This is a genomic window from Leisingera methylohalidivorans DSM 14336, assembly GCF_000511355.1.
GTDB lineage: Bacteria > Pseudomonadota > Alphaproteobacteria > Rhodobacterales > Rhodobacteraceae > Leisingera > Leisingera methylohalidivorans.
This window is the reverse complement of sequence record NC_023135.1, coordinates 875,864-902,020: the sequence shown is the minus strand read 5'-3', so window position 1 is coordinate 902,020 and position 26,157 is coordinate 875,864. Positions and strand designations below refer to the sequence as shown.

Below are 26,157 nucleotides of genomic sequence, written 5' to 3'. Positions count from 1 at the left end.
CGTGAAAACTTGCACCCAGGGCCGGCTCCAGGCTTGAAATAGCGCTTAATCCCCCTGCGGCCAAGGGCTCAGGCTGCCTCGTGGCCCAGAATCGCAGCTTCGGACGCGCTGAGGTTGCGGCGGGCATAAGCGCCGTAGGCGAGCGGATTGCGTTCCAGCCCGGGGTGCAGATGGAACAGCCGCGCCCGGTCGCTGCCGCTGAGCGCCGTCAGGGATGCATTGGAGGGGTGGAAGCTTTCGGTTTCGACCCCGTTGGCCCAAAGCACCTGGTGGTTCTCCAGCATGATGTGGATATAGGTTGCCTGCCGCACCGAGGCATCGGGCAGGATTGTGCGGCCATTGACCAGATCGCCGGCCGCCACCAGAACTTCGGGCGTGTTGAACAGCGCCCGCACCCGGTCGCCGCGCAAGAGCATCCGGTGATCAGGCGAGACCAGCAGCTCCTGCTCGGGCCGGTCGATGCCCAGGGCGCCGGCATGAATGCGGATCGGGCGCAGCCGCGGCATCACATACAACCGGGCACCGCTGATCCGGCGGGAGCCGATCCACAGGATTTCCTGAGCGCCGTTGTCGCGGGTCTGCACCTTTTCGCCCTCGCGCAGCGCCTCGACCCGTTTCGGGCCGCCAGGCGTTGCGATCAGGGTGCCCGGGGTAAAGCAGACCACACCGGTTTCGCCTTGCGGACGGTCCGCGCCGGCGGTGCACAGCGAATGATGCACCACCCACAGGTCAGTGCCGCGCGGCGGCAAATCATCGACGAACATCAACAGCGGCGGTTGCCCCGGCCCCGTCTCTATCAGTGTCACGGTGAAACTCTGGACGCCGTTGGTCACGGTAAAGCTGCTGTCCATCAGCGGCTCATCCACCTCGACCGCATCGACATCGGTCCGGTTTTGAACCGCCGCACCGACCAGCCGCCGCACCGAGCGCGCTGCCCGGCGGCGCAAATCTGCCTCGCCATCTGCAATCTCCAGCCGCAACAGCTCTGTCGGCCCGTCCACCCGCACAGCATCGCCATGCCAGGACCAAGCTGCCCCTACATCAAGAGCCTCAACCGGTGCCGCCGGAAGGCCGTCAATCTCGGTCTGCGACCAGGAAACGACAAACGTGCCTCGAAAGCCCGTCTTCATCTGCCTGTATGCCTGCTTAAGTTCGTTATTTGTTAACGAGGAGTTAACAATTCATCTTCCGGCCTGAAACAGCAGTGCCGTAAAACGGTTGTGAGCGTGCCCTTTCCGCACCAACCCTCATCCGGTTTCCGCGGATTTGGCGGCGCTCGATCGCTGGAAAACAAGGCGGATGATTGTCCCCGAACACGCAACAAAGCGGTTTCAGATCAGCGGACTATAGCTGGAGCGCAAGGCCTGCGCGGCCTGGCGCACCACCTCTGCCACCTGCAGCAGCTGCCGCGCGAGCGGATTGCTGCGGCGCCAGATCATGCCAATGCTGCGGGCCGGCTGAGGGTCCCGGAAGCGCGCGACCGAGACAACGGCCGAGCGGGTCTCGACCGGGACGGCCATTTCGGGAATCAGCGTAACGCCGATTCCGGCGCTGACCATCTGCACCAATGTCGACAGCGAGCTGCCGTCCAGCAGCTCGCGCGGGGCCGCCGACTGCATGTTGCAGAACGACAGCGCCTGATCCCGGAAGCAATGCCCCTCCTCCAGCAGCAGCAGGCGCATTTCGCGCAAACCCTCGGGGCCGGGAACCGGCTTGCCGCTGTCCTCGCCGGGGCGCACCAGCACAAAGTCCTCCTTAAACAGCGCGACTTCCTCAAAGGCGGGTTCGGAAACCGGCAGCGCCACGATCGCGGTATCCAGCCGCCCCTCGGCCAGTTCCTCGAGCAGTTTCGGTGTCACGGTTTCGCGCACACGGATGTCAGCCTCCGGGTACTGGCGGGCCAGGTTGCCGACGATGGACGGCAGCAGATACGGCGCGATGGTGGGAATCACCCCGATCCGAAGCCGCCCCGCCAGCCCGTCGCGGGACGCCCGCGCCAGCTCGCCCAGCTCATCCACCGAGCGCAGGACACCGCGCACCCGCACCGCCAGATCCTCGCCCAGGCTGGTGAGCCGCACCTGACGGGCGCCGCGCTCGACCAGCTGCACCCCCAGCGCTTCCTCCAATTCCTTGATCTGAACCGACAAAGCGGGCTGCGACACTGCGCAGGCATCTGCCGCGCGGCCGAAATGGCGGTGCTGGGCCAGCGCTTCGAAATAACGCATCTGGCGAAGGGTCACGTTTATCATAGGATTTCATTATCACTGCGATGAATAAATGCAACTTAATCCAATCGAATTTCCCTGCTAGCCTCCTCTGCAGGAAGACAGGGAATCCCGGCAACTGCAGTCTTGGCGCCAAATGCATTTTCAGGCGGCGCGCGTGCTGCTGGAGCGATCCGGGAACGTTACTGCCGCGAGGCAGTTCAACAATTTGAAGCCACGATCGGAGACACAAATGGACGGAAATACACCTGCAGGAAAATGCCCGGTGTTTCACGGCGCTGCCGCAGCCGGCGGCACCACCAACAAACATTGGTGGCCGAACCTGCTGAATCTGAATGTGCTGCACCAGCATGCGCCCAAGTCGAACCCGATGGGGGCTGATTTCAACTACGCCGAGGAATTCAAGAAGCTGGATCTGAAGGCGGTGAAACAGGATCTTTTCGCGCTGATGACCGACAGCCAGGATTGGTGGCCCGCAGATTACGGCCATTACGGGCCGCTGTTCATCCGCATGGCCTGGCACAGCGCGGGAACCTACCGCAGCGCGGATGGCCGCGGCGGCGGCGGCACCGGCAACCAGCGCTTTGCGCCGCTGAACAGCTGGCCGGACAATGGCAACCTGGACAAGGCCCGCCGCCTGCTGTGGCCGGTGAAGCAGAAGTACGGCAACAAGATCTCCTGGGGGGATCTGATGATCCTGGCCGGCAATTGCGCCATTGAATCCATGGGCGGCCCGGTGTTCGGCTTTGGCGGCGGCCGCGAAGACGTTTGGGAGCCGGAGGAAGATGTCTACTGGGGCTCTGAAACCGAATGGCTGGCCACCAGCGATCAGCCGAACAGCCGCTATTCCGGCGAGCGGGATCTGGAAAATCCTCTGGCGGCGGTGCAGATGGGGCTGATCTACGTGAACCCGGAAGGCCCTGACGGCAATCCGGACCCGATCGCCTCGGGCCTGGATGTGCGCGAGACCTTTGCCCGCATGGGGATGAATGACGAGGAAACCGTGGCGCTGGTTGCAGGCGGCCATACCTTCGGCAAGGCGCATGGTGCCGGCGATCCCGAGCTGGTCAGCGTTGAGCCGGAAGGCGCGGATATCGAACACATGGGGCTTGGCTGGTTGAACTCGCACGGCAAGGGCAATGCGGCCGATACCACCACCAGCGGCATCGAAGGCGCCTGGAAGCCGAACCCCACCACCTGGGATATGGGCTATTTCGACGTGCTGTTCGGCTATGAGTGGAAACTGGTCAAAAGCCCGGCGGGCGCCAATCAGTGGCAGGCGCAGGACGTGAAGCCCGAGCATATGGTGGCCGACGCCCATGAGCCGGGCAAGACGCACCCGCCGATGATGACCACCGCCGACATGTCACTGCGCATGGACCCGGTCTATGAAAAGATTTCCCGCGATTTCCACGCCAATCCGGAAAAATTCGCGGACGCCTTTGCCCGTGCCTGGTTCAAGCTGTGCCACCGCGACATGGGGCCGAAATCGCGCTATCTGGGCAGCGAGGTGCCCGCTGAAGACCTGATCTGGCAGGATCCGTTGCCGCCAGTGGATCACGCGCTGGTGGACGAACAGGATGCCGCGCAGCTGAAGGCAAATATCCTGGCGACCGGGCTGTCGGTTGCTGAACTGGTCTCCACCGCCTGGGCCTCGGCCTCGACCTTCCGCAGCTCGGACAAGCGCGGCGGGGCCAATGGCGGCCGCATCCGCCTGGCGCCGCAAAAGGACTGGGAGGTGAACCAGCCGGAGCAGCTGGCCACGGTTCTGAACACCCTGGAAGGCGTCCAGTCCGAGTTCAACGCAAGCGCCGCCGGCGGCAAAAAGATCTCGATGGCGGATCTGATCGTGCTGGCGGGCGGCGCCGGCGTGGAAGAGGCTGCCAAGGCGGCAGGCCACCCGGTTTCGGTGCCGTTCACACCGGGCCGTACAGACGCATCCCAGGAGCAGACCGACGCCGAGGGCTTTGCCGTGCTGGAGCCGGAGGCCGATGGTTTCCGCAACTACCAGAAGGCCGCCTATAGCGTCCCGGCTGAGAAGATGCTGGTGGACCGGGCGCAGCTTCTGACCCTTGGCGCGCCGGAAATGACCGCGCTGATCGGCGGCCTGCGGGTGCTGGGTGCCAATCACGGCGGTTCCGGGCACGGGGTGTTCACCGAGCGGGCCGGCTTGCTCAGCACCGACTTCTTCACCAATATTGTCGATATGGGTGTGGAGTGGAAACCGGCAGAGGACGGCACCTATGAAGGCCGTGATCGCGCCAGCGGGGCGGTGAAATGGACCGCCACCCGCGCCGATCTGGTGTTCGGCTCCAACTCGCAGCTGCGGGCATTGTCCGAGGTTTATGCCCAGGCGGATGGCGAAGCCGCCTTTGTCCAGGACTTTGTTGCGGCCTGGGTCAAGGTGATGAATGCGGACCGGTTTGATCTGGCTGCGTAAGCCGGTTCATGCCCAGGAAATCAGGCGCTCCGGGAAACCGGGGCGCCAATTCCGTTGCAATCTCCTGAACACAGAACGGAGGTCAGGCGCTGCCTGGCCAGTGGCCGGGCGGTTCAATTCTCTTCTGCAGCAGCTACCGCCCCCTGCCCGAATTCGATCACCCGGGTCTGAGCCGTATAGTCCGACTCGATGATCAATATCGCCAGCAGCCCGATCACCGCCAGCGGCGGCAGCAGGATGGCATAGATCAGCGCCAGACGCTCCCAGGCCATATGCATGAAGACGGCAATGATCAGCCCTGCCTTCAGCGTCATGAAGATCAGGATCAGACTCCAGCGCAGCAGCCCCTGCAGCTGGGCATAATCCACCCAGTAGGAGGCGGCGCTGAGGACGAACAGCAGCCCCCAGACAAAGAAGTAGAGTTTGATGGGATGCTGCTGGCCTTCGTCGTGCGCCATCTCTCCGGCCTCAATGGTTTGCGGTGAATGTGTCATGGCTGCCCCCTACCACAGATAGAAGAATGCAAAGATGAAGACCCAGACCAGGTCGACGAAGTGCCAGTAAAGCCCCATGATCTCCACCGCCTCGTAATCGCCGTTGCCTGCCGACATCCAGCTGCGCTGGTCGCGATCGAAATCGCCGCGCCAGACCCGGCGGGCGACGATGATCAGGAAGATCACCCCGATGGTGACATGGGTGCCGTGAAAGCCGGTGATCATGAAGAAACTGGCGCCGAATTGCTCGGCCCCCCAGGGGTTGCCCCAGGGGCGCACGCCTTCGGAAATCAGCTTGGACCATTCAAATGCCTGCATGCCGACAAAGGCCGCGCCCAGCGCGGCGGTGGCCAGCATCAGCACGGCAGTGGCCTTGCGCGCCTTGCGGTAGGCGCAGTTCACCGCCATCGCCATGGTGCCGGAGGAGGAGATCAGCACAAAGGTCATGATGGCAATCAGGATCAGCGGCAGGTTCGCGCCGCCGATATGCAGCGCAAACACCTCGCTGGCGTTGGGCCACTCCACGGTGGTGGAGTTGCGGGCGTTCAGATAGGCGACAAGGAAGCAGGCGAATATGAAAGTGTCGCTGAGCAGCAGGATCCACATCATCGCTTTGCCCCAGGAGACCTTCTTGAAGGCGCGCTGGTCCGACCCCCAATCGGCGGCAAAGCCGCTATGGCCCTGCTGCTGCAGCGTCTGGTCCTGGCCTTGCAATGGGTGTTCCATCGGTCTCCCTCCTCAACTCACAACCGCGCGGCACAGCGCCAGAAACGCATTGCCCCAGCCCTGCAGCAGTGCAAACAGCATCAGCCAGAAGGCCAGCAGCGCGTGCCAGTAAAGCGCGCAAAGCCGGACACCCGGCAGCAGCGCCCTGACGTCACCGGTCCCGGCATGGCGCGCGCAGATCACCGCCAGCGCAATGATACCGCCCAGCATGTGCAGCCCGTGCAAGCCGGTGATCAGATAAAAGAAGCTCGCCGCCGGGGTGCCGTCCAGCGGGTAGCCGCCATCGGTCAAGGTGATCCACACCTGCACCTGCCCCGCCAGAAAGGCGAGTGTGGCGATACTGGCGGCAATCAGGCTGCCGCGCAGCCAGCGCTGCGTGCCTGCCCGCGCGGCAATCACCACAAATTGCAGGAACAGGCTGGCCAGCAGCAGCAGCGCAGTGTTCAGCCAGACCCGGCCCGGCAGCGGTACCAGCTCCCACGGGGTTTCTTCGATCTGCATGACAAAGGCGCTGCCCAGCATGGAAAACAGCCCGCCGATCACCGTTACAAAGACCGCTATGAAGATGATGCCCGGCGCACGGCCCGGACCATGGCCCGCCAAGGGCGCAATTCCGGTTTCCAGCCAGGGCTTGGAGGCCAGGTGCTGCTGCGACAGCCATAGCCCCGCGGCCAGCGCCACCAGCGCCAGGAAGGCCAGGATGACCGTCACAGCCGCCGCCCCGCGCCATCCGGCACCCAGGGATCAGTCTGGGCGACATAATCCTCAGCCGCGCCGGGCACGCTGTAGTCATAGGCCCAGCGGTAGACATTGGGCAGCTCGTCCCAATTGCCATGCCTGGGCGGGGTTTCAGGGGTATGCCATTCCAGCGAGGTCGCCCGCCAGGGATTGCCGCCGGAGACGCGCCCGTGGCGCAGGCTCCACAGGATATTGAACAGGAACAGCAGCTGCACCGCGCCGACAATCAGCGCAGCGGAGGAGATGAAGGCATTCAGCCCGTCCACCGGCGCGGTGAGGAATTCCGGCTCGCCAATCTCAAAATAGCGCCGCGGCACGCCGACCAGCCCCACGTAATGCATCGGAAAGAAGATCGCATAGGCGCCGATGAAGGTGACCCAGAAATGGATCTGCCCCATTGCCTGGTTCAGCAGCCGGCCGGTCATTAGCGGATACCAGTGATAGATCGCGCCGAAGATCACCATGATCGGCGCCACCCCCATCACCATGTGGAAATGGGCGACCACAAACATCGTGTCCGACAGCGGCACATCAACCACCACATTGCCCAGGAACAGCCCCGTCAGCCCGCCGTTCACGAAGGTCACGATAAAGCCCAGCGCAAACAGCATCGGGATGGTCAGGTGGATGTCGCCCTTCCACAGGGTCAGCACCCAGTTGTAGACCTTGATCGCGGTTGGAATGGCGATGATCAGCGTGGTGGTGGCAAAGAAGAAGCCGAACCACGGGTGCATGCCGCTGACATACATATGATGCGCCCAGACGATAAAGCTGAGCGCCCCGATGATCACGATCGCCCAGACCATCATCCGGTAGCCGAACACAGTCTTGCGCGCATGCACGGCAATCAGATCGGAGACGATGCCAAAGGCGGGCAGTGCGACGATGTAGACTTCAGGGTGGCCGAAAAACCAGAACAGATGCTGAAACGCAATCGGGCTGCCGCCGCCGTAGCTGAGCTTTTCGCCCAGCTCCACCAGCGTCGGCATGAAAAACGACGTGCCCAGAAGCCGGTCGAACAGCATCATGACGCAAGCCACAAACAGCGCCGGAAACGCCAGCAATGCCATCACGGTTGCGGTGAAGATCCCCCAGACCGTCAGCGGCAGCCGCATCATCGTCATGCCGCGGGTGCGGGCCTGCAGCACGGTGACGGCATAGTTCAGCCCGCCCATGGTGAAGCCAATGATGAACAGGATCAGCGAGAGCAGCATCAGGATGATGCCGCCCTGCGCGCCGCCCGGGGTGCCGGAAAGCACCGCCTGCGGCGGGTACAGCGTCCAGCCCGCGCCGGTGGGGCCGCCGGGGACAAAGAAGCTGGCCACCAGCACCAGCACCGCCAGCAGGTAAATCCAGTAGCTGAGCATATTGACGAAGGGAAACACCATGTCCCGCGCGCCGACCATCAGGGGGATCAGGTAGTTGCCGAACCCGCCCAGAAAGATCGCGGTCAGCAGATAAACCACCATGATCATCCCGTGCATGGTGACAAACTGGTAATAGGCCTCGGGCGTGATGAAGTCGAAGAGGCCGGGAAAGCCCAGCTGCAGCCGCATCAGCCAGGACAGCACCAGCGCCACCATGCCGATTGCAATGGCGGTGCCGGAGTATTGGAGGGCGATGTATTTGGCATCCTGCGAGAAGACGTACTTGCCGATCCAGCTGTGCGCATGCGGCGGCATCACATCGGCAACTTCGCGCGGCGGCAGATTGCTGTCTGGGTCAGGCAAGTAGTCGGTCATTGCGTTCCTCCCGGGGCGTTCAGGTCAATTCCGTGCAATCCTTGTATCGTTCCGTCCGGCGGCACACCGGGCCGCGCCCGTCAAACCGGAGGCAACCCTCCGGCAAAACGAAGCGGGCGCTTTGCTTCCGCCCGCGGTCTGCCCCCCGCCCCAACCAATCCGGGCCTCTTCGGCCTTGGTATCTATTGGCGTTGCGCAACGCGGGTTGTTTCTTTGCCCTGCGCATCGCTTGCGTACTCTTCAAAAGTCAGCTGCTCCTGCAGCCACTCCTGGTATTCCTCCTCCTCCACAACGCTCACATAGCCGCGCATGAAGGGATGCGCCGTGCCGCAGTATTCGGCGCAAAGCACTTCGAACGCGCCGGTGCGGGTGGGGGTGAGCCAGATGTAGGTGACCATGCCCGGAACCATGTCCATCTTGGCGCGGAACTCGGGCACGTAGAAATTGTGCAGCACATCGATCGAGCGCAGCAGCAGTTTCACCGGTTTACCGACCGGCAGGTAAACCTCGCCGCCCTCGATGATGAGGTCATCCTTGCCAAAGCGGTCATGCGGATTGACGCCCAAGGGGTTTTCCCCGTTCACCCATTCCGCATCGGCGGTGCCCAGCACCCCGTCAGCGCCGGGCAGCCGGTAGGCCCAGTTCCATTGCTGGCCGAAAACTTCAAGTTCAGTGGCGTCGTCGGGCACGGTGACGAACTGCTTCCACACAAACAGCCCGGGCACCAGCATCGCGGCCACGCCCACAGCGGTCACCCCGGTCAGCCACAGCTCCAGCCGCTTGTTTTCCGGGTCGAATTCCGCCTTGTGCCCGGGCCGGTGGCGGAATTTCCAGACGCAATAGGCCATGAACAGGACCACCGCGGCAAACACCGCGCCGGTGATCCAGAAGGTTATAACCAGCGTATCGTCGATATAGTCCCAATTCGACGCGATCGGCGTCCACCACCACGGACTTAACAGGTGGAACGCAACAGACCCCGCCACGATCAGCACAAGCACGACCGCAATCAGCATCCCGCCCCCTTTCCCTGCTGCCCGGACTTTTCCGCACGCCCGGCACACAGGTTCATTTGGCATGAGAGGCCACTATATTACGGTTTCACAAATTAATCCAGAATCTGATAGTTTTACGCCTTTTGCGGCAGGGGAATTCCATTTCCCCGCATTTCCGGCAAGGCCAAACGGGGGCCCGGGCCGGGCGCCCCATCCCCTGCAAGACTGCAGTTCCGAGGCTTATTCCGGCAGGTATTTTTCCGACCACGCCTGCCCCGCGGCACCGCTGGCGATCATCGCATCAGCTTGTTCGGGCGTGTAGCCCGACCGCGCCAGAACGGCCCGGGTGTGCGCGCCGTATTTCGGCGCAGGCCCCGGAATGGTGATCCGGCCTGCTTGCGGGCGCACCGCATTCGGCGCCACCAGATCGCACCAGCGGCGCATCGGATGCCGGTCATGGCGAATCACCCGGAAGGTCGCCAGCTTCAGATCGATGCTGCCGGCGCTTTCCAGCTGCAGCGCCGCGTCGCGGGTCTCGTGCAGCGACGACAGCGGCACTGCGGCGGCAGAGGTTCCGGCAAAGGCTGCGCGCCAGTGGGCCAGCGGCTGAGTGGCAAAGCGTTCGGACAAGGCGCCATGCAGCTGGTCCTCCGGCAGCGCGGCCAAGTCAGCCAGCTCTGCCACCCGCGCCAATGCGCGGCCGCGCTCGCTGGGAGCGGCAAAAAAGAACCAGCCGTCGGCGGCCTGATAGCAGTGGTAGAACGGCCCCCAGCCCAAGGCCTGGCGGCCCGAAGGCTCGTCAAAGGGCGCCCTGCCCGCATGGCTGTACATGAACTGCGCCTGAATCAGGTTGCCGGCCGCTGCCAGCGATGCCCGCGCCACCCCGCCCTTGCCGGTCTCCTTCAGCCGCAGCAGCGCGCCGCCAAGCGCCACACAGGCGCAGAAACCTGTCAGGACATCGATGGTGCCGAAATGGGCGTGTTCCTCGGGCGTGTCCATACCGCCGCCAAAGCGCAGCATCACGCCGGTTGCCGCCTGCGCCAGGTCGTCATAGCCCAGGTGATCCGACTTCGGCCCGCGCATGGGGCCGCCAAAGGCGTCGAGCTGCACCAGGATCAGGCGCGGGTTGAGCCTCGCCAGCCGCTCCGGCGACAGGCCCAGCTTGTCCCGCTGCCCGTCCGTGCCATTCATGGTGATCACATCAGCCCCGGCAATCAGCTTGGCCAGCACCTCCTGCCCCTCATCGGTGCGCAGGTTCAGCAGGATGCTCTCCTTGCCGCGCTGCGCGTGGATGCCGAAGACAACGGTGTTCCAGGGATCCACGGACGGCTCCACCGGCTGCACCAGCGTCACCTCGGCGCCGAACCGCGCAAGCGTCGAGCCGATGGTCGGCCCGGCAATCACGTTGGTGAGGTCCAGCACCCTGAGCCCGTCGAGCCAGCCCTGGCCCGCCTGCCCGCCCGCGCCGCCACGTTCCGGCTCCGCCAGAAGCGCGGCAAGATCGGCTTCAACCGCGCTGGATTTCTGCGCCGCAGCCTTATCGCCTGCCAGCCAGGCCACATTGCCCATCTGTTGCATAAGCCCGTGTTTGGCGTCCTCCACCTGCAGCACAAGCCCCGATGCCAGCGCATGCGGGTCATCCAGCCATTCCCGGGTGAAGCGCTGCGCGGTGGCAGGCGCCTTGGCCGCACCAAACAGCGCTTCCCACTCATGTGACGGTTTGGTCAGGAAGGCGGCTTTCATCGCGGAAGACACCCGTGCCCGATCCGACGGCCCCACCGGGTAATTGCGCATCGACCATTCGGCGGGCCAGTCCCTGGTGTCGAGATAAGCCGGGAAATCCGGCAGCTCGTCCGCAAGGTCCTTGAGCCCCAAGGTCTCCAGCACCCGCCGCGGGTGGGCAGCGACCGAACCTGCCACCACATAAAAGCCGCGGCCGTCGGCACAGGTATAGGTGCGGTAGAAGGGGTCGAGGAACTCTGACAGCTCGCCGAATTTCAGGTTCATCGGCAGCCCTTCGGCTTCGCGGCGGTCCAGCTCCACCTCGCGCGGGGATTTGTAGCGTTCGGGATAGTCCTCGATCTGTTCGCAGTTATAGACCAAGCCTTCCAGCAGGGCGGCGGCCAGCGGCACCTCGATATGGTCGCCGCCGTTGGCCTCGCGGGCGTTCAGGGCAAACAGCACCGACATGGCACCGAAGCTGGCCCCATAGGCCGAGGCCAGCGCCAGCGGTGAAAACGACGGGTTGATGCCCATCAGGCGGCGGTTCAGCCCCATGTCGGTGAACTGGCCGGTATAGGCGGCGATCACCGCCTCCCAGGCCGGCAAATCCGCCAGGTCCGCATCGGTGGAGGCAAAGCCCGGCAGCGACAGATACACCAGCTGATCATTGGCGGCCCTCAGAACCTCCCGCCCCAGGCCGAGGCGGTCCATGACGCCGGGGCGGAAATTCTCGATCACCACATCGGCGCGTTTGGCGAGTTCAATGGCAGTGGCGCGGCCCTCCTGCGATTTCAGATCCAGCTCCAGCGTCCGCTTGCCCCGCGACAGCATGTCAAAGGCCGGGCCGTCAAATCCGGTGCCGCCGGGCGGGGTGATGCGGATCACCTCGGCGCCCATGTCGGCCAGCATCATGCCGGTCAAAGGCCCGGCCAGATAATGGCCGAAGTCGAGAACGCGGATATGGGAAAGGGGGCGCTGCTGCATAGGAGGTCTCTGTCTGTTGCCGGTCAAATCTCAGTCCGCCACAGACTATCTTTGCCTCCCGCAATATCCACTGGCCCAGAAGCTATACTTCCCCTAACAATTTTCTATGGAACGCTCGATACGCCCCACATCCGGATCACTGAATTCCCTGCTGGTTCTGGAGGTGGCCGTGCGCCATGCCAGCCTCTCGCGCGCTGCGGCGGAACTGGGGCTGAGCCAGCCTGCCGTCTCACGCCATATCTCCACGCTGGAGGACCGGCTGCGTCAGCCGTTGTTTGAGCGCAACAACAACCGGATCACGCCCACAGCCAATGCGGACCGGCTGGCGGCTGCCGTAGCGCTGGGGCTGGGCCATGTGGATCAGGCCTGGAGCGAGGTTCTGGCCGCGCCGGAGACAAACGAGGTGACACTGGCCTGCACCTTTGGCTTTGCCGATCAATGGCTGATGCCGCGCTATTCGGACCTGCGCGCTTATTTGGGCGGCGGCCGGGTGCGGGTGGTAACCACCGACCAGCTGGGCGATATCGACCTCAGCCGTTTGGATGCAGCGGTGGTCTGGGACCCGGCGCGGATGCCGGAGCGGCCGTATTTCCCGCTGATCGCGGCAGAAACCTTCCCGGTCTGCAGCCCCCGGTTTCTGGAGGCCCACCCCGAGGCAGCCGCGGATATCACGCAGCTTCCGCCAGAGCTGTTCCTGCACTTCGATACCGGCAGCTCCGGTTTTTTGACCTGGGAGGGCTGGTTTGCCAAGGCCGGCCTGCCGCAGCCCCGGTTAGGCACGGCGGCAGAATTCGACGCCTACCCGTTCCTGCTGCAGTCGGTGCGCCGCGGCGAAGGCATCGGGCTGGGCTGGAGCGGCATCGCCGATCACGCGCTGGCCTGCGGCGAGGTGCTGCGGCTGGGGCCTGCGGTCTCGGACCGGCCGCACAGTTATTTTCTGCAGCACCGTGTGCCCGGTGCCGGCGCCAGCGCGCTGGCGCGGATGCTGGAGTGGTTCAAACACCAAGCGGATCCCCGGCACCTCCCGCCCGGCACGGACTGAAAAGGGCCGAAGGGATTTCTCCCTCCGGCCCCAGCACCACCCTGATGGGCAGCTCTTTTTTTTACTCGGCAGGTGCGCGGTCTCCAGCCTTGTCACGCTGACCGTCACGGAACAGCGCCTTGGCCAGCGACACACACATCAGACCCATCACCATGGTGAACGGCAGCGCGCCGATGATCATCGCGCTTTTCAGCGCTTCCATCGGATCGGCCCCGCCGTTCTGCTTACCTGCAAACAACAGCGTGCCGATCACAGCGGTCAGGATCAGGCCCCAAACGATCTTATGCTTGTTGCCGACGTTCTGGTCGCCGCCGGACATGATGGTGTTCATCACCAGGATGCCGGAGTCAGCCGAGGTGACCAGGAAGGTCATGATCAGCACCACGCACATGATGGTGATGCCCGACAGCAGGCCGCCGTCGATCATGCTCTGCAGGGTCACGAACAGCTTGGCCGTGTTGGAGGCACCGATGATCGCGCCTTCTGCCGCACCGCTCAGTTCCAGATCGATGGCGGTGCCGCCCAGGATTGCCATCCATGCAAAGCAGACCATCGCCGGTGCGAACACGCAGCCGATGATGAACTCACGCACCGAACGGCCGCGGGAAATGCGTGCCAGGAACAGGCCGACAAAGGGCGAGAACGCAATCCACCAGGCCCAGTAGAAGGTGGTCCAGCCAGCCTGCCAGCCGAACTGGCGCTGCGGTTCACCCGCTGCATAGACTGCCGACAGAACGTCATCGGACAGCGCTGCCGCTTCGCCTTCAAGGCCGGACTTGAAGCCGCCGAAAGAGCCCCAGGCGTTGGTCGCACCGCCGCGCAATGCATCCGCATACGGGGCTGCCTCGGCAGGCAATGCCGCCGCAAACTCAGCTGCCGGCTGCGGGCCATAGGGACCAAAGCTCAGCGCCGTGAAGTGCAGGATGTAATCCACAAAGGCCGACGCATAGGTGGTCATGGCAAACATGAACGAGCCGAACACCACAAAGGTCAGCAGCAGGACGATTGACAGAACCAGGTTCAGGTTGGACAGGTATTTCACGCCGCGGCCAACGCCGGAGACAGCCGAGATGATCGACAGGCCCATGATGGCAAAGAGACCTGCCAGCAGGCCGACAGTGCCCGGTGCCGGCGCGTCGCCGCTCATGTCCATCATCCATTCCATGCCGGTCACGGCATAAACGCCGTCAACAAACTGGCTGACGCCGAAGCCGATGGTCACGGAGACACCCAGGATGGTGGCAACCACGCCCAGCACGTCGACGACATGGCCCAGGAAGCCGTTCATCAGCTTGCCGAACAGCGGTGTCAGCGCGGTGCGGATGGTCAGCGGCATGTCACGGGTATAGGCGTAGTAGGCCAGCGACAGGCCGGTCACCACATAGATCGCCCAGGCATGAAAGCCGTAATGCAGGAACGTGTAGCGGAAGCCGGACTGAATGGCTTCTTCGGTGTTCGGCACCACGTTCTGCGCCAGCACTTCCGGGTTCGAGCCCCAAAGGCCAAGCGGCTCGGCGGTGGCGAAAACCATCAGGCCGACACCCAGGCCGGCGCCGAACATCATCGAGAACCAGGAAAAGTCCGAGAACTCCTTGGCCTGACCCGGCGTCCCCATGATCCGCTTACCAGTTTGCGGCAATGCGGCGATCACAAACAGGAAAAAGGCGAAGAAGCCGACGATGACGATGTAGAAGGCGTTGAAGTTTTCCAGAATACGCCAGTTAAGGCTGCCCAGAACGCCCGTGGCGTTTGCCGGCCAGACCAGTGCCCAGAGAACCAGAGCGACCATGATCCCCTTGCTGAGCAAGGCGATCTCAAGGCTGTGCCCCTTATAGAAGCCACCGTCGGAGGTCTTAATCTCCAGATCGGTGAAAGGTTGCTTAATTGACATGCGTTTCCTCCCGTTTCGCACGTGCCGCACCGAAATGCGGATTTTCCGGCGGTTCGCGCAACCGCCGGAGTCTGGCGTCAGCCCAGCAGGGCTTGGATCCTGTTCAGCGTTGCTACGCTGACCGCGACGCCATCTGTCCGGGCCTTGAGCCGCTTGCCGCGGCGCCCGTCGCCCGGCAGATGTGCGCCTGTCTGCGCACGCACTGCTTCCACGATTCCGACCATTCCTGAACGGAAACTGTCATTTGAGGTAGCAACCGGGTCGATTGCGATGAACATTTGGCCGGTTTTGGGCGGTCCGCCTGCGGTGCCGGAAAACGGCGAGGCATTGATACCCAGGGTCGCACCGGTCAGGGCGGCGGCCATGATCTCGGTCAGCAGCGCAACACCGACGCCCTTGTAGCCGCCCGACGGCGCCATCGAGCCCTTCAGGCCCGCGTCCGGGTCGGTGGTCGGGTTGCCATCGGCGTCCAGCGCCCAGCCCAGCGGGATTTCCTTGCCTTCGCGGGCGTGTTTCATCACTTCGCTTTTGGCGATGGTGCTGGCGCTCTGGTCGATCAGCAGCTCAGGCTCGCCGTCTTCACCCTGCACCGCCACCGAAAACGGATTGGTGCCGACAACCGGCCTGGCGCCGCCCGAAGGCGCAATCGAGGCCGGCGCGTTGGTGAAGCCCAGCCCCACCAGCCCGGCGCGGGCCAGACGGGCGGTGTGATAGCCCAGCACGCCGCAGTTATAGCTGTTGCGGATTGCCAGAACCGCCACACCCTGCGCGCGGGCCGCCGGGATCAGCGCTTCAAACCCCAGGTCGATCGCGGAATGGGCAAAACCGGTGGCGGCATCCACCGCCACCACACCGGGACGCGGGCGCGCCAGTGCCGGAATCGCCTGCCCGTCCACCTTGCCGCATTGCACATGCTCGGCATAGATCGGGATATAGGCCAGGCCGTGGCTGGCGACGCCATCCGCTTCGGTTGCCGCGGTGGCAACCGCCAGCGGCCGGGCGTTGGCCTCGGATGTGCCGGCCGCCACCAGGGCGCGGAAGGACAGATCCTCGATCTCGGCAAGGGACAGGGTTTTGGTTTCGGTCATAGCGACGCCTTTTCAGTCGTTGTCGGACAGCCCGGCACCCGCGCCGCGCAATCGCGAAGCTTCGGTGGCGGGCGCATAAGTGCGGTGGGCAAGAACGCCAAGACGGTTCCAGGCCTCGGCCGGGGCGCTGCCGCGCAAGACCGGCTCCCGGCGTTCTGTCATTTCAGCTGGGGCGGTAAAGGCCACCTTCTCCGCCAGCATGGCGGTATAGGCATCCGGGGCGCCCTGCGCGCAGAGCTGGCGGCCATCCGTGGCCAAACGGGCACCGGCCCATTCCACGGCAACCGGCGTTTCCAGCCGCAAAGCGGCACCAGCCGCAAAGGGAACCAGCAGCAGCGGCACGCAAACACGCTCCATTTCGATCCGGCCCGCGTCCATCAGCTGCACCGCGCAATCGCTCAAGGCGGCGCCGGCGATCAGCGGGCTCATCCGTCCCGAAGGCGCGGTCCACACGCCGGCCAGCGCCGAGGGGGCGAAATCGGCAGGCGGCAGCCGGTCGTTCAGCTCCAGAAGCGCCGCCAGCAGCTCCGCCCCCGGAAAGCCGAAGGCAGACAGCCAGCGTGTGCCTTTGGCGGCTTCCTCGGCCAGGCCCCAGGACAGGCCGGCACCGCGGGCAGCGCGTTTGCACATCGCTTCGATTTCATTCAGCGAATGGTTCATTCCGGTGCCCCCTCTTCGAGCCTGGGATAAACCCAGAATTCCGCATTCTCCTGCGAAAGATCCTGCGGATAGGGCGCGTTGCCGTACATGCAGATCCGGACCCAGCGGTCAGAGCGGGGATCAAACTGCGTGGCGCCGAAAAAGGCGAGTTTGCAGCGCAGCATGTCAATCGGCAGCACGTCATGCGAAATTGTGTTGTCGCGGATCTCGGCATAGGGTGCGCGGCCCGCGATCTGGGCGCGGCGCACGGTATGGCGGTACTCAGGGTGGCGCAGCAGAAACTCGGCGACGCGGGTGTCGCCCTGCCAATGCGCCAGCGCGTTGAACAGCGCAGCAGCATCCCGGCCGGGGGCCAATGGCTGCTCGTATTCTTCCACCGGCTCCTCGAACCGTTCGCCCAGGCGCGGTTCCAGCTTTTCTTCCGACACATACCAGGCGCGGGCGCGGTTTTCCCGCTTTTGCCAATCCGTGCCGATGGCCCATTCATATACCCGCGTCAGAAGCCCGCGCAGTTCCTCGATGGTCATCGCCCCCGAGATACGGAACGTCGGCGTGTTGTCCGCCGCCATGCCGCCGCTCAATCCGTCGATCAGGCTGCCATAGGGCTCCAGCATCAGCGACGCGAGCCATTCCTGGCCTTCCAGCGACAGCGTTTCCTCGGCCCAGCGGTGCATCTGATCCCATGGCTGGCTGACAGTCAGCACCTGCGGATCTGAAAGGTAGCTGTCGATCTTGACCAGGTCACTGCGCAAATCGGCAAGCTTGCGCAGCTGAATCTCATGCTCGGACGTCCACAAGGCGACATTCTTCTTGCTGCGCTGCAAAAGCTGCAGGAACAGGGAGATGTCCTCATCAGACGCGCTGTCGAGACTGCGGACAGTCCGGATCGCTTCCTCGCGGGAGGCGATCCAGTTGTTGAACAGGACCGGATGGTTCAGCAGGAACGGCGCCATGCCCAATCCGGTTGAATTGCCGATCCCCAGCGAACGGGCCAGCTCCGGGTCCAGCTGCGCCGCCGTGCGCCCTGCCGCCTTGGCGCGCAGGCCGGCCATATGCTGCACCAGATCGCGCACGAACCAGCGGGTCAGGAAAACCGACAGCATCTCAGCCTGGAAGGGAACCTGGAATTCCGGGCGCGTTGCGATCATCTCGCGGTCGGCGGCGCCCAGCTTGCCCGAGCCATAAACGGCGGTGGTCCGCATCAGATAGCCGACAGCATCAAGCTGGCCGACATCCGGCTGACGGCCTTCGGACAGGGCATTGACCACATGTTCCCACAGGCGCACGGACCGGTTTGCCCGCGATACCGAAATCTCTCGTTCGCTGACCCGGCCGGCTTCCTGATAAGGGACATTTTTCGAAAGGCGTTCGATATCTTCGTCATCCGGGACGCCATCGAACAAGGCAAAAGTGGCATCCCAGGCAGTTGCAATCACACGATCCGACCGCATTTCAGGCGGCAGATCGTGTGCAAAGGCGATCAGGGAATAGGTCCGCGCAGGGCCGGTGGCGGAGAAAACCGCAACGCCGACGCCGTTTTCATCAATATCGAACTTGGGGCGCGAAAAGCTCCAGTTTTCGCGGGCCATGCGCCGTGTCAGAATCCGCATAAAGCTGAGACGGCACTGGTGCAAAGAGCCGAGACGGCTCAGGCGCATGACCTGAGCCGGGTCCCGCAGTGATATTGATGTCTGCGCGGTTGTTTCCATTTAGGTTATCCTTTGGGGCCAAAGTTCTCGGCAAAGAACCGGTACCAGTTCCCGCCCATGATGCCGCTGACCTCATCATCGTTCATGCCCGTCGCGCGAAGGCCCTCTTCGATGTTTCCGAAGTCGCGGTTGTCCTTGAACCAGCCCGGCATTTCCGGGAAGCCCGGAGCGGCGGCTGATCCCTCGCCGTAGTCGATTTCCTTGCTCCAGCGGCCGACACGCATCCACTCAACCACGCTGTCGGGCTGATCCTGGCAGAGGTCGGTGCCGATGCCGAGGTGCTTGACCCCGTATTTGTCGGCGGTGCGTGCAACCATCTCGCAGAAGCTTTGCAGGGTGCAGGCGCCCTTGTCCTTCAGGTGATGCGGATAGACCGAAAAGCCCAGCATGCCGCCGTGGCCGGTGACCGCACGGATCACATCATCCTTTTTGTTGCGCAGGGCGGGCGACCATTCATAGGGGTTGGCATGGGTAATGGCGATGGGCCGGGTGGACAGCTCGGCCGCTTCGATGGTGGAGCGGTCGGCAGAATGGCTCATGTCCACCACCAGGCCGACGCGGTTCATCTCCTTGATCACCTGCTTGCCCATGCGGGTGATGCCGGGATCCTCGGCCTCGTAACAGCCGGTCGCCAGCAGCGATTGGTTGTTATAGGTGAGCTGCATGAAGCGCGCGCCCAGAGTGTGCAGGATCTCCACCAGGCCGATGTCATCCTCCATCGGTGACGGGTTCTGGAAGCCGAAGAAAACCGCGGTGCGGCCGGTCTCGCGCGCCTTGTCGATGTCGCCGGCCCACTGCCCCTTCATGATCAGGTCCGGATACTGCTCGAACCAGCGGTTCCACTTCTCGAAGTTCAGAACCGTTTCGCGGAAGTTCTCGTGATAGGCAATGGTGACTTGGATCGCGTCCACGCCGCCCTCGCGCAGCTGGCGGAAAATCTTCTCCGACCAGTTGGCATACTGCAGGCAATCGATACGGTATCCGGTCATTCAAGCACCTCGAATTTCAAAAACCATCGCCCGGCCGCTTGCGGCGGGCGGTATGCGCCCGCCCCGGAAGGGTCGGAACGGGCGCTTTCATTCTCAGGCAGGCCGGCTGCAAGGCGCTGCCAGGTTCCCGCAATCAGACCGGCTTGCCAGCGCTGATGTAGGCGGTCTTGACGGTGGTATAGAACTCAGCCGCCGCCTTGCCCTGCTCGCGCGGGCCATAAGAGCTGTCGCCGCGGCCGCCGAACGGCACGTGGTAGTCGGTGCCTGCCGTCGGCAGGTTGACGGTGACAACACCGGTGCGCGCGTTGCGGCGGAAATGGGTGGCGCGGGCCAGCGACTGGGTCACGATGCCCGAGGTCAGGCCGAAGTTGGTGTCATTGACCACCGCCAGCGCCTCGTCGTAGCTGCCGACCTTGATCACGCTGGTCAGCGGCGCGAACATTTCCTCGCGGTTGATGCGCATGGCGTTGGTGCTGTTCAGGAACACGCCCGGCGACATGTAGAAGCCCTCGTGCGGCATCTCCAGCCGCTGTCCGCCGCAGGCCAGCTCCGCGCCTTCGGATTTACCCAGGTCGACATAGGCCAGGTTCTCGTTCAGCTGCTGCTCGCTGACCACCGGGCCCATCTGCACGCCCTCTTCCAGCGCGTGGCCGACTTTCATGGCTTTGGCGCCGGCAACCAGCTTTTCGACAAATGCGTCGTGGATGGCGTCATGCACAACCAGCCGCGAGGAGGCGGTGCATTTCTGCCCGGTGCCGCCAAAGGCGCCGCCCAGCGACAAGGCAACAGCCAGATCCAGATCGGCGTCGTCCATCACCGCCAGCGCATTCTTGGAGCCCATCTCCATCTGCACTTTGGTCAGGTTCTGGATCGCCGCCGCCGCAATACCCTTGCCCACCGGCACCGAGCCGGTGAAGGAGATCGCGTTCACCTTGGGGCTTTCGACCAGGCGCTGGCCGATCGAGCGGCCCGAGCCCATCACCAGCGAGAACAGGCCCTTGGGGATGTCCTGACGCTCGATGATCTCGGTCAGCGCAACAGCCGATGCGGGGGTGATGTTGGCGGGCTTCCACACCACCGCGTTGCCATAGCAAAGCGCCGGTGCGATTTTCCAGGACGCGGTTGCGGTCGGGAAGTTCCAGGGAGAGATGATCGCCACCACGCCGACGGCCTCGCGGCGCACATCGACTTCGATATCCGGGCGCACGGAGTCGGCGTTTTCACCGATCTGGCGCAGGCATTCGGCGGCGTAATAGGTGAAGAACTGACCGGCGCGGTAGACTTCGCCCTTGCCCTCGGCCAGCGGCTTGCCCTCTTCGCGGGCCAGCAGCGTGCCCAATTCTTCGGCGCGGGACATCAGCTCGTTGCCGATGTTGTTCAGCACGGTCTGCTTGCGCTCCAGGCCGTAGGCCGCCCACTCGGCTTGCGCAACTTGCGCCTGATCCAGCGTTGCCTCCAGCTGATCGGCGCTGGCCTGGGCAAACATGCCGACCAGATCGCTCAGATCCGAAGGGTTGCGGTTTTCGATTTCGCTTTCGCCAGCCAGCCATTCGCCGGCAATCAGGTTCAGTTTGGTCACGGAGAAGCCCCAGATGCTGATTTTCAGGTTTGCAGCAGGATGGACTTCCGGACCCGCATCAGTCAAACTCAAATAACTGAACGTAACTACAGAAAGTTTGAAGCCCTGGCGCTGAAAATCGAAATGCTGCGCGCCTTTTGCACCGTGGCGCAAACCGGAAACCTGTCAGAGGCGGCCAACCGCCTGGGCCGGACCCAGTCGGCTGTCTCCATGACTCTCAAGCAGATGGAGGATCATCTGGGCAAAAAGCTGTTCGAAGGCGAGCGCAAGAACCAGCTGTCGCCGCTGGGGGAGCAAGTGTTTGACCTGGCCCAGAAACAAGTGCGCCAGTTCGACCAGACCGTGCAAAGTATCGAAATGGCGGCGGAGGCCATACACGGGCTGATCCGCATCGTCTCGGTTCCCTCAGTCGCGGCGCTGGTGTTCCCGCCGGTGCTGGAGCACATGACCGCCCGCTACCCCGGCCTTAAGGTTGAACTGCGCGATACCGACACCCAGCAGGTGCTGGATGCGCTGGCCGAGGGCAAGGCGGATATCGGCATCGCCTCCGGCTATCATCCGCTGAACGGGGTCAAGGCGGTGCCGCTGTTCGAGGACCGCTTCGGCCTGGTCTGCTCAGCCGGGCACCCGTTGTTCCAGCAGGACAGCCCGCCCTCCATTGCGGATGTCACCGGCGCGGGATTTGTCCGCAATGCCCTGTGCGATCTGATCCGCAATGAGCGCTTTGTCGAGGCCAGCAGCGGCGCCGATGTGACAATTCACAACACCCATTCGCTGATCACCATGGTGCGCACCGGCAAATGGGTCACGGTGCTGCCGCAGACCGTGGCCCGCTTCATGCCGGAAACCACGGCCTTCCGCCCGATTGCAGATCTGCCGGACAGGCGCGAGGTCTACCTGTACCAGCGCGACCGCTCCCGCTTTGCGGCGTTGTCCGAGGAATGCTGCGCCTTTATCCGGGCCTGCGACCTGTTCAGCGGCCTTTCCAACGGCCTGCCCGGCTGAGCGAAGCCGCCTGGGCCGGCCCGGTGGTCCCCCTGATGATCTGTTCCAGGTCGCAGCACAGCCTGAACGGCTCCGGCGCATCGGATGTGATGAATCGGGTGAACTGCGCCCCTGCGAGTGTTCCGATGGTTTCGGCCGGGATCCGGACCGTTGACAGGCCGGGTTCAATATCAGCCGAGCCGTTGAAATCGCCGATCCCCATAACCGACAGCTCCTGCGGCACTTTCAGCCCGCGTTTCTGCGCCCCGAACAACGCGCCCTGGGCGATCACGTCATTGCCGCACAACAGCGCCGTCGGGCGGGACGGCCCGGCAAGCAGGTCCAAGGCCGCCTGTTTGGCCTGCGCCACGCTATAGGGCGCTTCGGATTTTCTGGCCTGCGGCACGGTGATTCCTGCAGCTTCTAGTGTTTCCAGAACCGCCGACAGCCGGTGCCGCGCCCGGTCATTGCCATGTGTGTCGGGAAAGATCAGGCCGATGTCGCGGTGCCCCAGCGCCAGCAGATGCTCCGCCGCCATCCGGCCTGCCTGCCTGTTGTCAGCCCCGACACAGGGCCATGCCGCGTCCTCAGCATAATTCCAGATTGCCATCGCCGGAATTTCCTGCTGCGCGATCAGCCGGGCGGTGGCGTCCGAATGCTCGAGCCCGATCAGCGCCACCCCGTCGACCCGGTGCTCCAGAAACTTGCGGACCATCGCGTATTCCCGGTCCAGATCATACCCGTGCGAGGCCAGCAGCAGGCTGAAGCCCTCTTTGCCGATGGAATCCGAGAACGCCTGGATCACCTCGGCAAAAATCGCGTGGTTGATCGTCGGAACAACCAGGCCGATAGTCGCTGAACGCTTTCCGTGCATCGTCTGCGCCGCACGGTTGCGGATATAGCCAAGCTTCTGCACTGCGCGGTTGATCTTCTTGCGAGTCGCCGGGCTGACCAGACCGGGGTGGTTGAAGGTGCGCGAAACCGTGGAGGGAGACACTTTTGCAGCCTTGGCCACGGCGGCGATATCGACGTTACCTTTTTGTTTTGAAGCCATAAATTCCCCTGCCGTGGTGCATTTTATGAAAACGTTTGCATTACTATTTTCATGGCCTAACCTGTTTTGTCAACAAGAGCTATTGGACGATCAGCCGGGTTGGGAGGCCCTGAATGGACTTCATATTTTACTTCGGAGATGTCTTCTCGCCGCTGTCCTTCCTGCTGCTTCTGGGCGGCACGGTCGGCGGGCTGATCCTGGGGGCAACCCCGGGGCTTTCCCCCACGATGGCGGTGGCGCTGCTGATCCCCTTCACCTTCCATCTGGAGGCGGTGCAGGGCCTGATCCTTCTGGGGGCGGCCTATACCTCCACAGTTGCCGGCGGTGCCGTCAGCGCGATCCTGCTGAAGATCCCCGGCGCGCCGGCCAATATCGCCACCACCCTGGACGGCCATCAGATGGCCAAGCAGGGCCAGGGCGCCAAGGCGTTGCAATTGTCCTTCCTCGCCTCCGCCGTGGGCGGCATCTTCGGCGTGCTGCTGCTGATCTTCCTGACCCCGCTGCTGGCAGAATGGGCGCTGGCTTTCGGCCCATCGCACCTGTTCTGGCTGGCTATTCTGGGCGTGACGGTCATCGGCTCGCTGGATTCCGCCTCGGTGGTCAAGGGTCTGCTGTCGGGCTGCATCGGGCTATGGCTGGCCACCATCGGCTTTGACGACATCATGGGTGCCCAGCGCTTCATCTTCCACCCGTCGCTTGGCGGCGGCATCAACATCATCGCGGCCCTCATCGGCCTGTTTGCCATCCCGCAGGTTCTGACCATGTTCGCCAAGGGCCGCCGTTCGGCAGGCGCCGAGGTTATCGAGGTGCAGAAACACTCGGTTCTGGACGCAACCAGGGAACTGCTGCGCCGCCCGCTGGCCCTGGGCATCGGCACCATCACCGGCTCCATCATCGGGCTGATCCCCGGTGTCGGCGGCCAGATCGCCGGGCTGGTCGCCTATGACCAGACCAAGAAGTTCTCCTCCGAGAAGGAGAAATTCGGCAAGGGCCACAGCGAAGGCGTGATCGCCGCTGAAGCCGCCAACAATGCCATGGTCGGCCCGTCGCTGGTGCCGCTTCTCACCCTGTCGATCCCCGGCAGCCCCACCGCCGCGGTGCTGCTTGGCGGGCTGCTGATCCATGGCATCTTCCCCGGCTCCGACCTGTTCGACAACCACCCGGACGTGGCCTGGACCTTCATCAACTCGATGCTGGTGGGCCAGGTCCTGATGTGCCTCTTCGGGCTCTACGTGGCAGGCTTGGCCGCCCGCGTCGCCCAGGTGCCGCAATCGGTGATGGCGGCCATTGTGCTGGCCCTGTCGGTGTTCGGCGCCTACTCGGTGCAAAGCTCGATGGGCGACGTCTATGTCATGGCCTGCCTCGGCATCGGCATGTACTTCCTGGAACGCTTCGGCTTCTCTGCCGCGCCGCTGGTGCTGGGGCTGATCCTGGGCCCGATCGCGGAATCCAATTTCATCCAGGGCGGCATGATCGCCGACGCCACCATCGGCAAGGCCAGCTACTTCCTGTCCGGCGGGCTGAACATCTTCCTGATTTCCGTGGTGGTGGCCTCCATCGCCTATTCGGGCTGGATGGAACTCCGCAGCCGCCGCTACACCACCAAAGAGGAGGCACAGGCATGAACCAGTCTCAGCACATCTTCGGCTCCGGCGTGGTATTTGCAGTCGGCGTCTGGGTCGCCTGGATCAGCTATACCCAAGCCCCTGCCGAGGCCTTCCTGTTCCCGCGCCTGATCGCCTCCGTGTTTGTGGTGCTGGCAGGCTGGACCTTCGGCAAGGCGGTCCTTGGCCTCAGCAAGGTCGGCGCGGGCATTTCCCGCTCGTTGTGCCTGAACATGCTGCCCGGACTGGCGGTGATGCTGATCTATGTGTTCTGGGCCGCCAAAGCGCTGGGGTTCTATACTGCGACCGCCATTGCCTTTTTCATTCTGCTGTCGCTCTACGACCCCGCGCCGCATTCCGAAACCAGGACCTGGGTCAAGCGCGCCCTGATCACCGCCTGCTTTGTTGCGGTGATGTACGGTCTCTTTGCGCTTCTGCTGAGCGTCTACACACCACGTGAAATTCTGTTCTGACCGCTGAAATGCGGACCGGAACCATAAGGGAGGAGAAAAAAGATGAAAAAACTGATTGCAGGCGCTGCCATGGCGCTGATGGGCCTGGGCGGTGCTGCTTTGGCCGAGGATTACCCGGAACGCCCGATCATGATGATGGTCTCTTACGGGGCGGGCGGCGCCACCGATTTCCAGGCCCGGATCGTGACCATGACCGCCGGCAACGAGGATGCCCTGGGAATGCCCATCGCCATCATCAACAAGCCAGGTGCCGGCGGGCGTGTCGGCTGGAACTGGTTTGCCACCCAGGCCGATCCGGATGGCTACACGCTGGCGGCCTATAACGTGCCGCACTTCATCGCCCAGTCGATCAAGGGCGGCGTGCAGTATTCCGCTGACAGTTTTGAACCCATCGCCAATTGGGGCGCAGACCCGGCCGTGTTTGTTGTAGCCGCGGACAGCCCCTTCACCTCGATGGCGGATGTTGTCGCCCATGCCAAGGAGAACCCGGGCAAGCTGACCTTCTCGGGCGCCGGGCTGTTTGTCGGCCACCACATTGCCGCGCTGCAGGTCGAAAAGGCGGCGGGCGTGAAAATGGCCTATATCCCGACCAAAGGCGGCGGTGCCGCTGCGATGAAGGCGGTGATCGCCGGTGAAGTCATGGGCGGGATCAACAATCTGTCCGACGCTTTCCGCGCGCAGGAGGCCGGCAACGTCAGAATTCTGGGCGTGGCCGACCTGCAGCGCTCGGAGTTCGTGCCCGACGTGCCCACCATGCAGGAGCAGGGGCTGGAAGTGGACAATTCCTCGGTCAATTTCCGCGGCGTGATGGTGCCCAAAGGCACCCCCGAGGAGGTGATCGACCAGCTTGCCGCCACCGTGCCGGAGATGTTCGCCAATCCCCGTGTGGCCAAGAAGATGCAGGCCGGCGGCTCGCCCATGCACATCATGACCCGCGACGAGGTCAAAGCGATGTGGGCCGCCCGCGAACAGACACTCAAGGAACTTCTGGCCGGGCTCTGATCCCGCGAGCCCTGGC

General features: G+C 63.7%; 21 protein-coding genes. 6 read left to right on the top strand and 15 right to left on the bottom strand.

The features are described 5' to 3' along the window. Positions 1 to 68: 68 nt before the first annotated feature. Positions 69 to 1,130: a Hint domain-containing protein gene (locus METH_RS04455; RefSeq protein ID WP_024089221.1), complete on the bottom strand. Its 1,062-nt coding sequence runs from the start codon at positions 1,128 to 1,130 to the stop codon at positions 69 to 71. A gap of 201 nt (positions 1,131 to 1,331) precedes the next feature. After that, on the bottom strand, positions 1,332 to 2,249 hold the full coding sequence (locus tag METH_RS04450; protein WP_024089220.1) for a LysR substrate-binding domain-containing protein: 918 nt from the start codon (positions 2,247 to 2,249) through the stop codon (positions 1,332 to 1,334). A 208-nt stretch (positions 2,250 to 2,457) separates the two neighbouring features. Here METH_RS04450 and katG point away from each other — a divergent pair, with 208 nt between their 5' ends. Beyond that, positions 2,458 to 4,665: a catalase/peroxidase HPI gene (gene katG, locus METH_RS04445; RefSeq protein WP_024089219.1), complete on the top strand. Its 2,208-nt coding sequence runs from the start codon at positions 2,458 to 2,460 to the stop codon at positions 4,663 to 4,665. A gap of 113 nt (positions 4,666 to 4,778) precedes the next feature. On the opposite strand, the gene METH_RS04440 is transcribed toward katG, so the two are convergent. The 6 genes from METH_RS04440 to METH_RS04415 all read right to left on the bottom strand — a co-directional run bounded on the left by METH_RS04440 (position 4,779) and on the right by METH_RS04415 (position 12,066). Continuing rightward, positions 4,779 to 5,159, bottom strand: a complete 381-nt coding sequence (locus METH_RS04440; protein WP_024089218.1) for a cytochrome C oxidase subunit IV family protein — start codon at positions 5,157 to 5,159, stop codon at positions 4,779 to 4,781. 9 nt (positions 5,160 to 5,168) lie between these two features. After that, positions 5,169 to 5,885, bottom strand: a complete 717-nt coding sequence (locus tag METH_RS04435) for a heme-copper oxidase subunit III family protein (protein ID WP_024089217.1) — start codon at positions 5,883 to 5,885, stop codon at positions 5,169 to 5,171. A gap of 12 nt (positions 5,886 to 5,897) precedes the next feature. After that, positions 5,898 to 6,596: a cytochrome c oxidase subunit 3 gene (locus tag METH_RS04430; RefSeq protein WP_024089216.1), complete on the bottom strand. Its 699-nt coding sequence runs from the start codon at positions 6,594 to 6,596 to the stop codon at positions 5,898 to 5,900. Beyond that, positions 6,593 to 8,365 (bottom strand): cbb3-type cytochrome c oxidase subunit I, encoded by a 1,773-nt coding sequence (locus tag METH_RS04425; RefSeq protein WP_024089215.1) that lies wholly within the window; start codon positions 8,363 to 8,365, stop codon positions 6,593 to 6,595. The genes METH_RS04430 and METH_RS04425 overlap by 4 nt, the downstream gene beginning before the upstream one ends. A 182-nt stretch (positions 8,366 to 8,547) precedes the next feature. After that, positions 8,548 to 9,381, bottom strand: a complete 834-nt coding sequence (locus tag METH_RS04420; RefSeq protein WP_024089214.1) for a cytochrome c oxidase subunit II — start codon at positions 9,379 to 9,381, stop codon at positions 8,548 to 8,550. A gap of 219 nt (positions 9,382 to 9,600) precedes the next feature. Next, entirely contained in the window at positions 9,601 to 12,066 is a 2,466-nt protein-coding gene (locus tag METH_RS04415; RefSeq protein ID WP_024089213.1) for a CoA transferase, read from the bottom strand. A 106-nt stretch (positions 12,067 to 12,172) separates the two neighbouring features. Here METH_RS04415 and METH_RS25115 point away from each other — a divergent pair, with 106 nt between their 5' ends. Beyond that, a complete protein-coding gene (locus METH_RS25115; protein ID WP_024089212.1) occupies positions 12,173 to 13,108 on the top strand; it encodes a LysR family transcriptional regulator in 936 nt (311 codons plus the stop codon). Between the two features lie 61 nt (positions 13,109 to 13,169). On the opposite strand, the gene METH_RS04405 is transcribed toward METH_RS25115, so the two are convergent. The 6 genes from METH_RS04405 to METH_RS04380 all read right to left on the bottom strand — a co-directional run bounded on the left by METH_RS04405 (position 13,170) and on the right by METH_RS04380 (position 21,024). Beyond that, positions 13,170 to 14,999, bottom strand: a complete 1,830-nt coding sequence (locus tag METH_RS04405) for a BCCT family transporter (RefSeq protein WP_024089211.1) — start codon at positions 14,997 to 14,999, stop codon at positions 13,170 to 13,172. A gap of 77 nt (positions 15,000 to 15,076) precedes the next feature. Further along, entirely contained in the window at positions 15,077 to 16,087 is a 1,011-nt protein-coding gene (locus tag METH_RS04400) for an Ldh family oxidoreductase (RefSeq protein WP_024089210.1), read from the bottom strand. A gap of 12 nt (positions 16,088 to 16,099) precedes the next feature. Next, positions 16,100 to 16,747 carry a DUF3726 domain-containing protein gene (locus tag METH_RS04395; RefSeq protein WP_024089209.1) on the bottom strand — a complete coding sequence of 216 codons (648 nt, stop codon included), beginning with the start codon at positions 16,745 to 16,747 and terminating at the stop codon, positions 16,100 to 16,102. Further along, positions 16,744 to 18,456, bottom strand: coding sequence for a hypothetical protein (locus METH_RS04390; protein ID WP_024089208.1), 1,713 nt, complete (start codon positions 18,454 to 18,456; stop codon positions 16,744 to 16,746). The genes METH_RS04395 and METH_RS04390 overlap by 4 nt, the downstream gene beginning before the upstream one ends. Positions 18,457 to 18,461: 5 nt before the next feature. Then, positions 18,462 to 19,445, bottom strand: a complete 984-nt coding sequence (locus METH_RS04385; RefSeq protein WP_024089207.1) for a membrane dipeptidase — start codon at positions 19,443 to 19,445, stop codon at positions 18,462 to 18,464. Positions 19,446 to 19,578: 133 nt separating this feature from the next. Beyond that, complete coding sequence (locus tag METH_RS04380) at positions 19,579 to 21,024, bottom strand: aldehyde dehydrogenase family protein (RefSeq protein ID WP_024089206.1); 1,446 nt, start codon at positions 21,022 to 21,024, stop codon at positions 19,579 to 19,581. Between the two features lie 39 nt (positions 21,025 to 21,063). On the opposite strand from METH_RS04380, the gene METH_RS04375 reads away from it, so the two are divergent. After that, positions 21,064 to 22,029: a LysR family transcriptional regulator gene (locus METH_RS04375; RefSeq protein ID WP_342667079.1), complete on the top strand. Its 966-nt coding sequence runs from the start codon at positions 21,064 to 21,066 to the stop codon at positions 22,027 to 22,029. On the opposite strand, the gene METH_RS04370 is transcribed toward METH_RS04375, so the two are convergent. After that, positions 21,998 to 23,062, bottom strand: coding sequence for a LacI family DNA-binding transcriptional regulator (locus tag METH_RS04370; RefSeq protein WP_024089204.1), 1,065 nt, complete (start codon positions 23,060 to 23,062; stop codon positions 21,998 to 22,000). The genes METH_RS04375 and METH_RS04370 overlap by 32 nt on opposite strands. Before the next feature lie 113 nt (positions 23,063 to 23,175). Here METH_RS04370 and METH_RS04365 point away from each other — a divergent pair, with 113 nt between their 5' ends. From METH_RS04365 to METH_RS04355, 3 genes are read left to right on the top strand one after another with little or no spacing between them, the layout of a single operon-like run. Next, positions 23,176 to 24,687 carry a tripartite tricarboxylate transporter permease gene (locus METH_RS04365; RefSeq protein WP_024089203.1) on the top strand — a complete coding sequence of 504 codons (1,512 nt, stop codon included), beginning with the start codon at positions 23,176 to 23,178 and terminating at the stop codon, positions 24,685 to 24,687. Beyond that, the gene (locus METH_RS04360; protein ID WP_024089202.1) at positions 24,684 to 25,139 is read left to right on the top strand and encodes a tripartite tricarboxylate transporter TctB family protein; all 456 of its coding nucleotides are present in this window, start codon (positions 24,684 to 24,686) and stop codon (positions 25,137 to 25,139) included. Before METH_RS04365 ends, METH_RS04360 begins: the two co-directional genes overlap by 4 nt. A 42-nt stretch (positions 25,140 to 25,181) precedes the next feature. After that, the gene (locus tag METH_RS04355) at positions 25,182 to 26,141 is read left to right on the top strand and encodes a Bug family tripartite tricarboxylate transporter substrate binding protein (protein WP_024089201.1); all 960 of its coding nucleotides are present in this window, start codon (positions 25,182 to 25,184) and stop codon (positions 26,139 to 26,141) included. The last annotated feature ends 16 nt before the right edge of the window (positions 26,142 to 26,157 follow it).

Excerpts from the sequence above, each read along its gene's own strand:
- METH_RS04455 (WP_024089221.1), bottom strand. The coding sequence starts at position 1,130 with ATGAAGACGGGCTTTCGAGGCACGTTTGTCGTTTCCTGGTCGCAGACC.
- METH_RS04450 (WP_024089220.1), bottom strand. The coding sequence starts at position 2,249 with ATGATAAACGTGACCCTTCGCCAGATGCGTTATTTCGAAGCGCTGGCC.
- katG (WP_024089219.1), top strand. The coding sequence starts at position 2,458 with ATGGACGGAAATACACCTGCAGGAAAATGCCCGGTGTTTCACGGCGCT.
- METH_RS04440 (WP_024089218.1), bottom strand. The coding sequence starts at position 5,159 with ATGACACATTCACCGCAAACCATTGAGGCCGGAGAGATGGCGCACGAC.
- METH_RS04435 (WP_024089217.1), bottom strand. The coding sequence starts at position 5,885 with ATGGAACACCCATTGCAAGGCCAGGACCAGACGCTGCAGCAGCAGGGC.
- METH_RS04425 (WP_024089215.1), bottom strand. The coding sequence starts at position 8,365 with ATGACCGACTACTTGCCTGACCCAGACAGCAATCTGCCGCCGCGCGAA.
- METH_RS04420 (WP_024089214.1), bottom strand. The coding sequence starts at position 9,381 with ATGCTGATTGCGGTCGTGCTTGTGCTGATCGTGGCGGGGTCTGTTGCG.
- METH_RS04415 (WP_024089213.1), bottom strand. The coding sequence starts at position 12,066 with ATGCAGCAGCGCCCCCTTTCCCATATCCGCGTTCTCGACTTCGGCCAT.
- METH_RS25115 (WP_024089212.1), top strand. The coding sequence starts at position 12,173 with ATGGAACGCTCGATACGCCCCACATCCGGATCACTGAATTCCCTGCTG.
- METH_RS04405 (WP_024089211.1), bottom strand. The coding sequence starts at position 14,999 with ATGTCAATTAAGCAACCTTTCACCGATCTGGAGATTAAGACCTCCGAC.
- METH_RS04400 (WP_024089210.1), bottom strand. The coding sequence starts at position 16,087 with ATGACCGAAACCAAAACCCTGTCCCTTGCCGAGATCGAGGATCTGTCC.
- METH_RS04395 (WP_024089209.1), bottom strand. The coding sequence starts at position 16,747 with ATGAACCATTCGCTGAATGAAATCGAAGCGATGTGCAAACGCGCTGCC.
- METH_RS04390 (WP_024089208.1), bottom strand. The coding sequence starts at position 18,456 with ATGGAAACAACCGCGCAGACATCAATATCACTGCGGGACCCGGCTCAG.
- METH_RS04385 (WP_024089207.1), bottom strand. The coding sequence starts at position 19,445 with ATGACCGGATACCGTATCGATTGCCTGCAGTATGCCAACTGGTCGGAG.
- METH_RS04375 (WP_342667079.1), top strand. The coding sequence starts at position 21,064 with ATGGACTTCCGGACCCGCATCAGTCAAACTCAAATAACTGAACGTAAC.
- METH_RS04370 (WP_024089204.1), bottom strand. The coding sequence starts at position 23,062 with ATGGCTTCAAAACAAAAAGGTAACGTCGATATCGCCGCCGTGGCCAAG.
- METH_RS04365 (WP_024089203.1), top strand. The coding sequence starts at position 23,176 with ATGGACTTCATATTTTACTTCGGAGATGTCTTCTCGCCGCTGTCCTTC.
- METH_RS04360 (WP_024089202.1), top strand. The coding sequence starts at position 24,684 with ATGAACCAGTCTCAGCACATCTTCGGCTCCGGCGTGGTATTTGCAGTC.
- METH_RS04355 (WP_024089201.1), top strand. The coding sequence starts at position 25,182 with ATGAAAAAACTGATTGCAGGCGCTGCCATGGCGCTGATGGGCCTGGGC.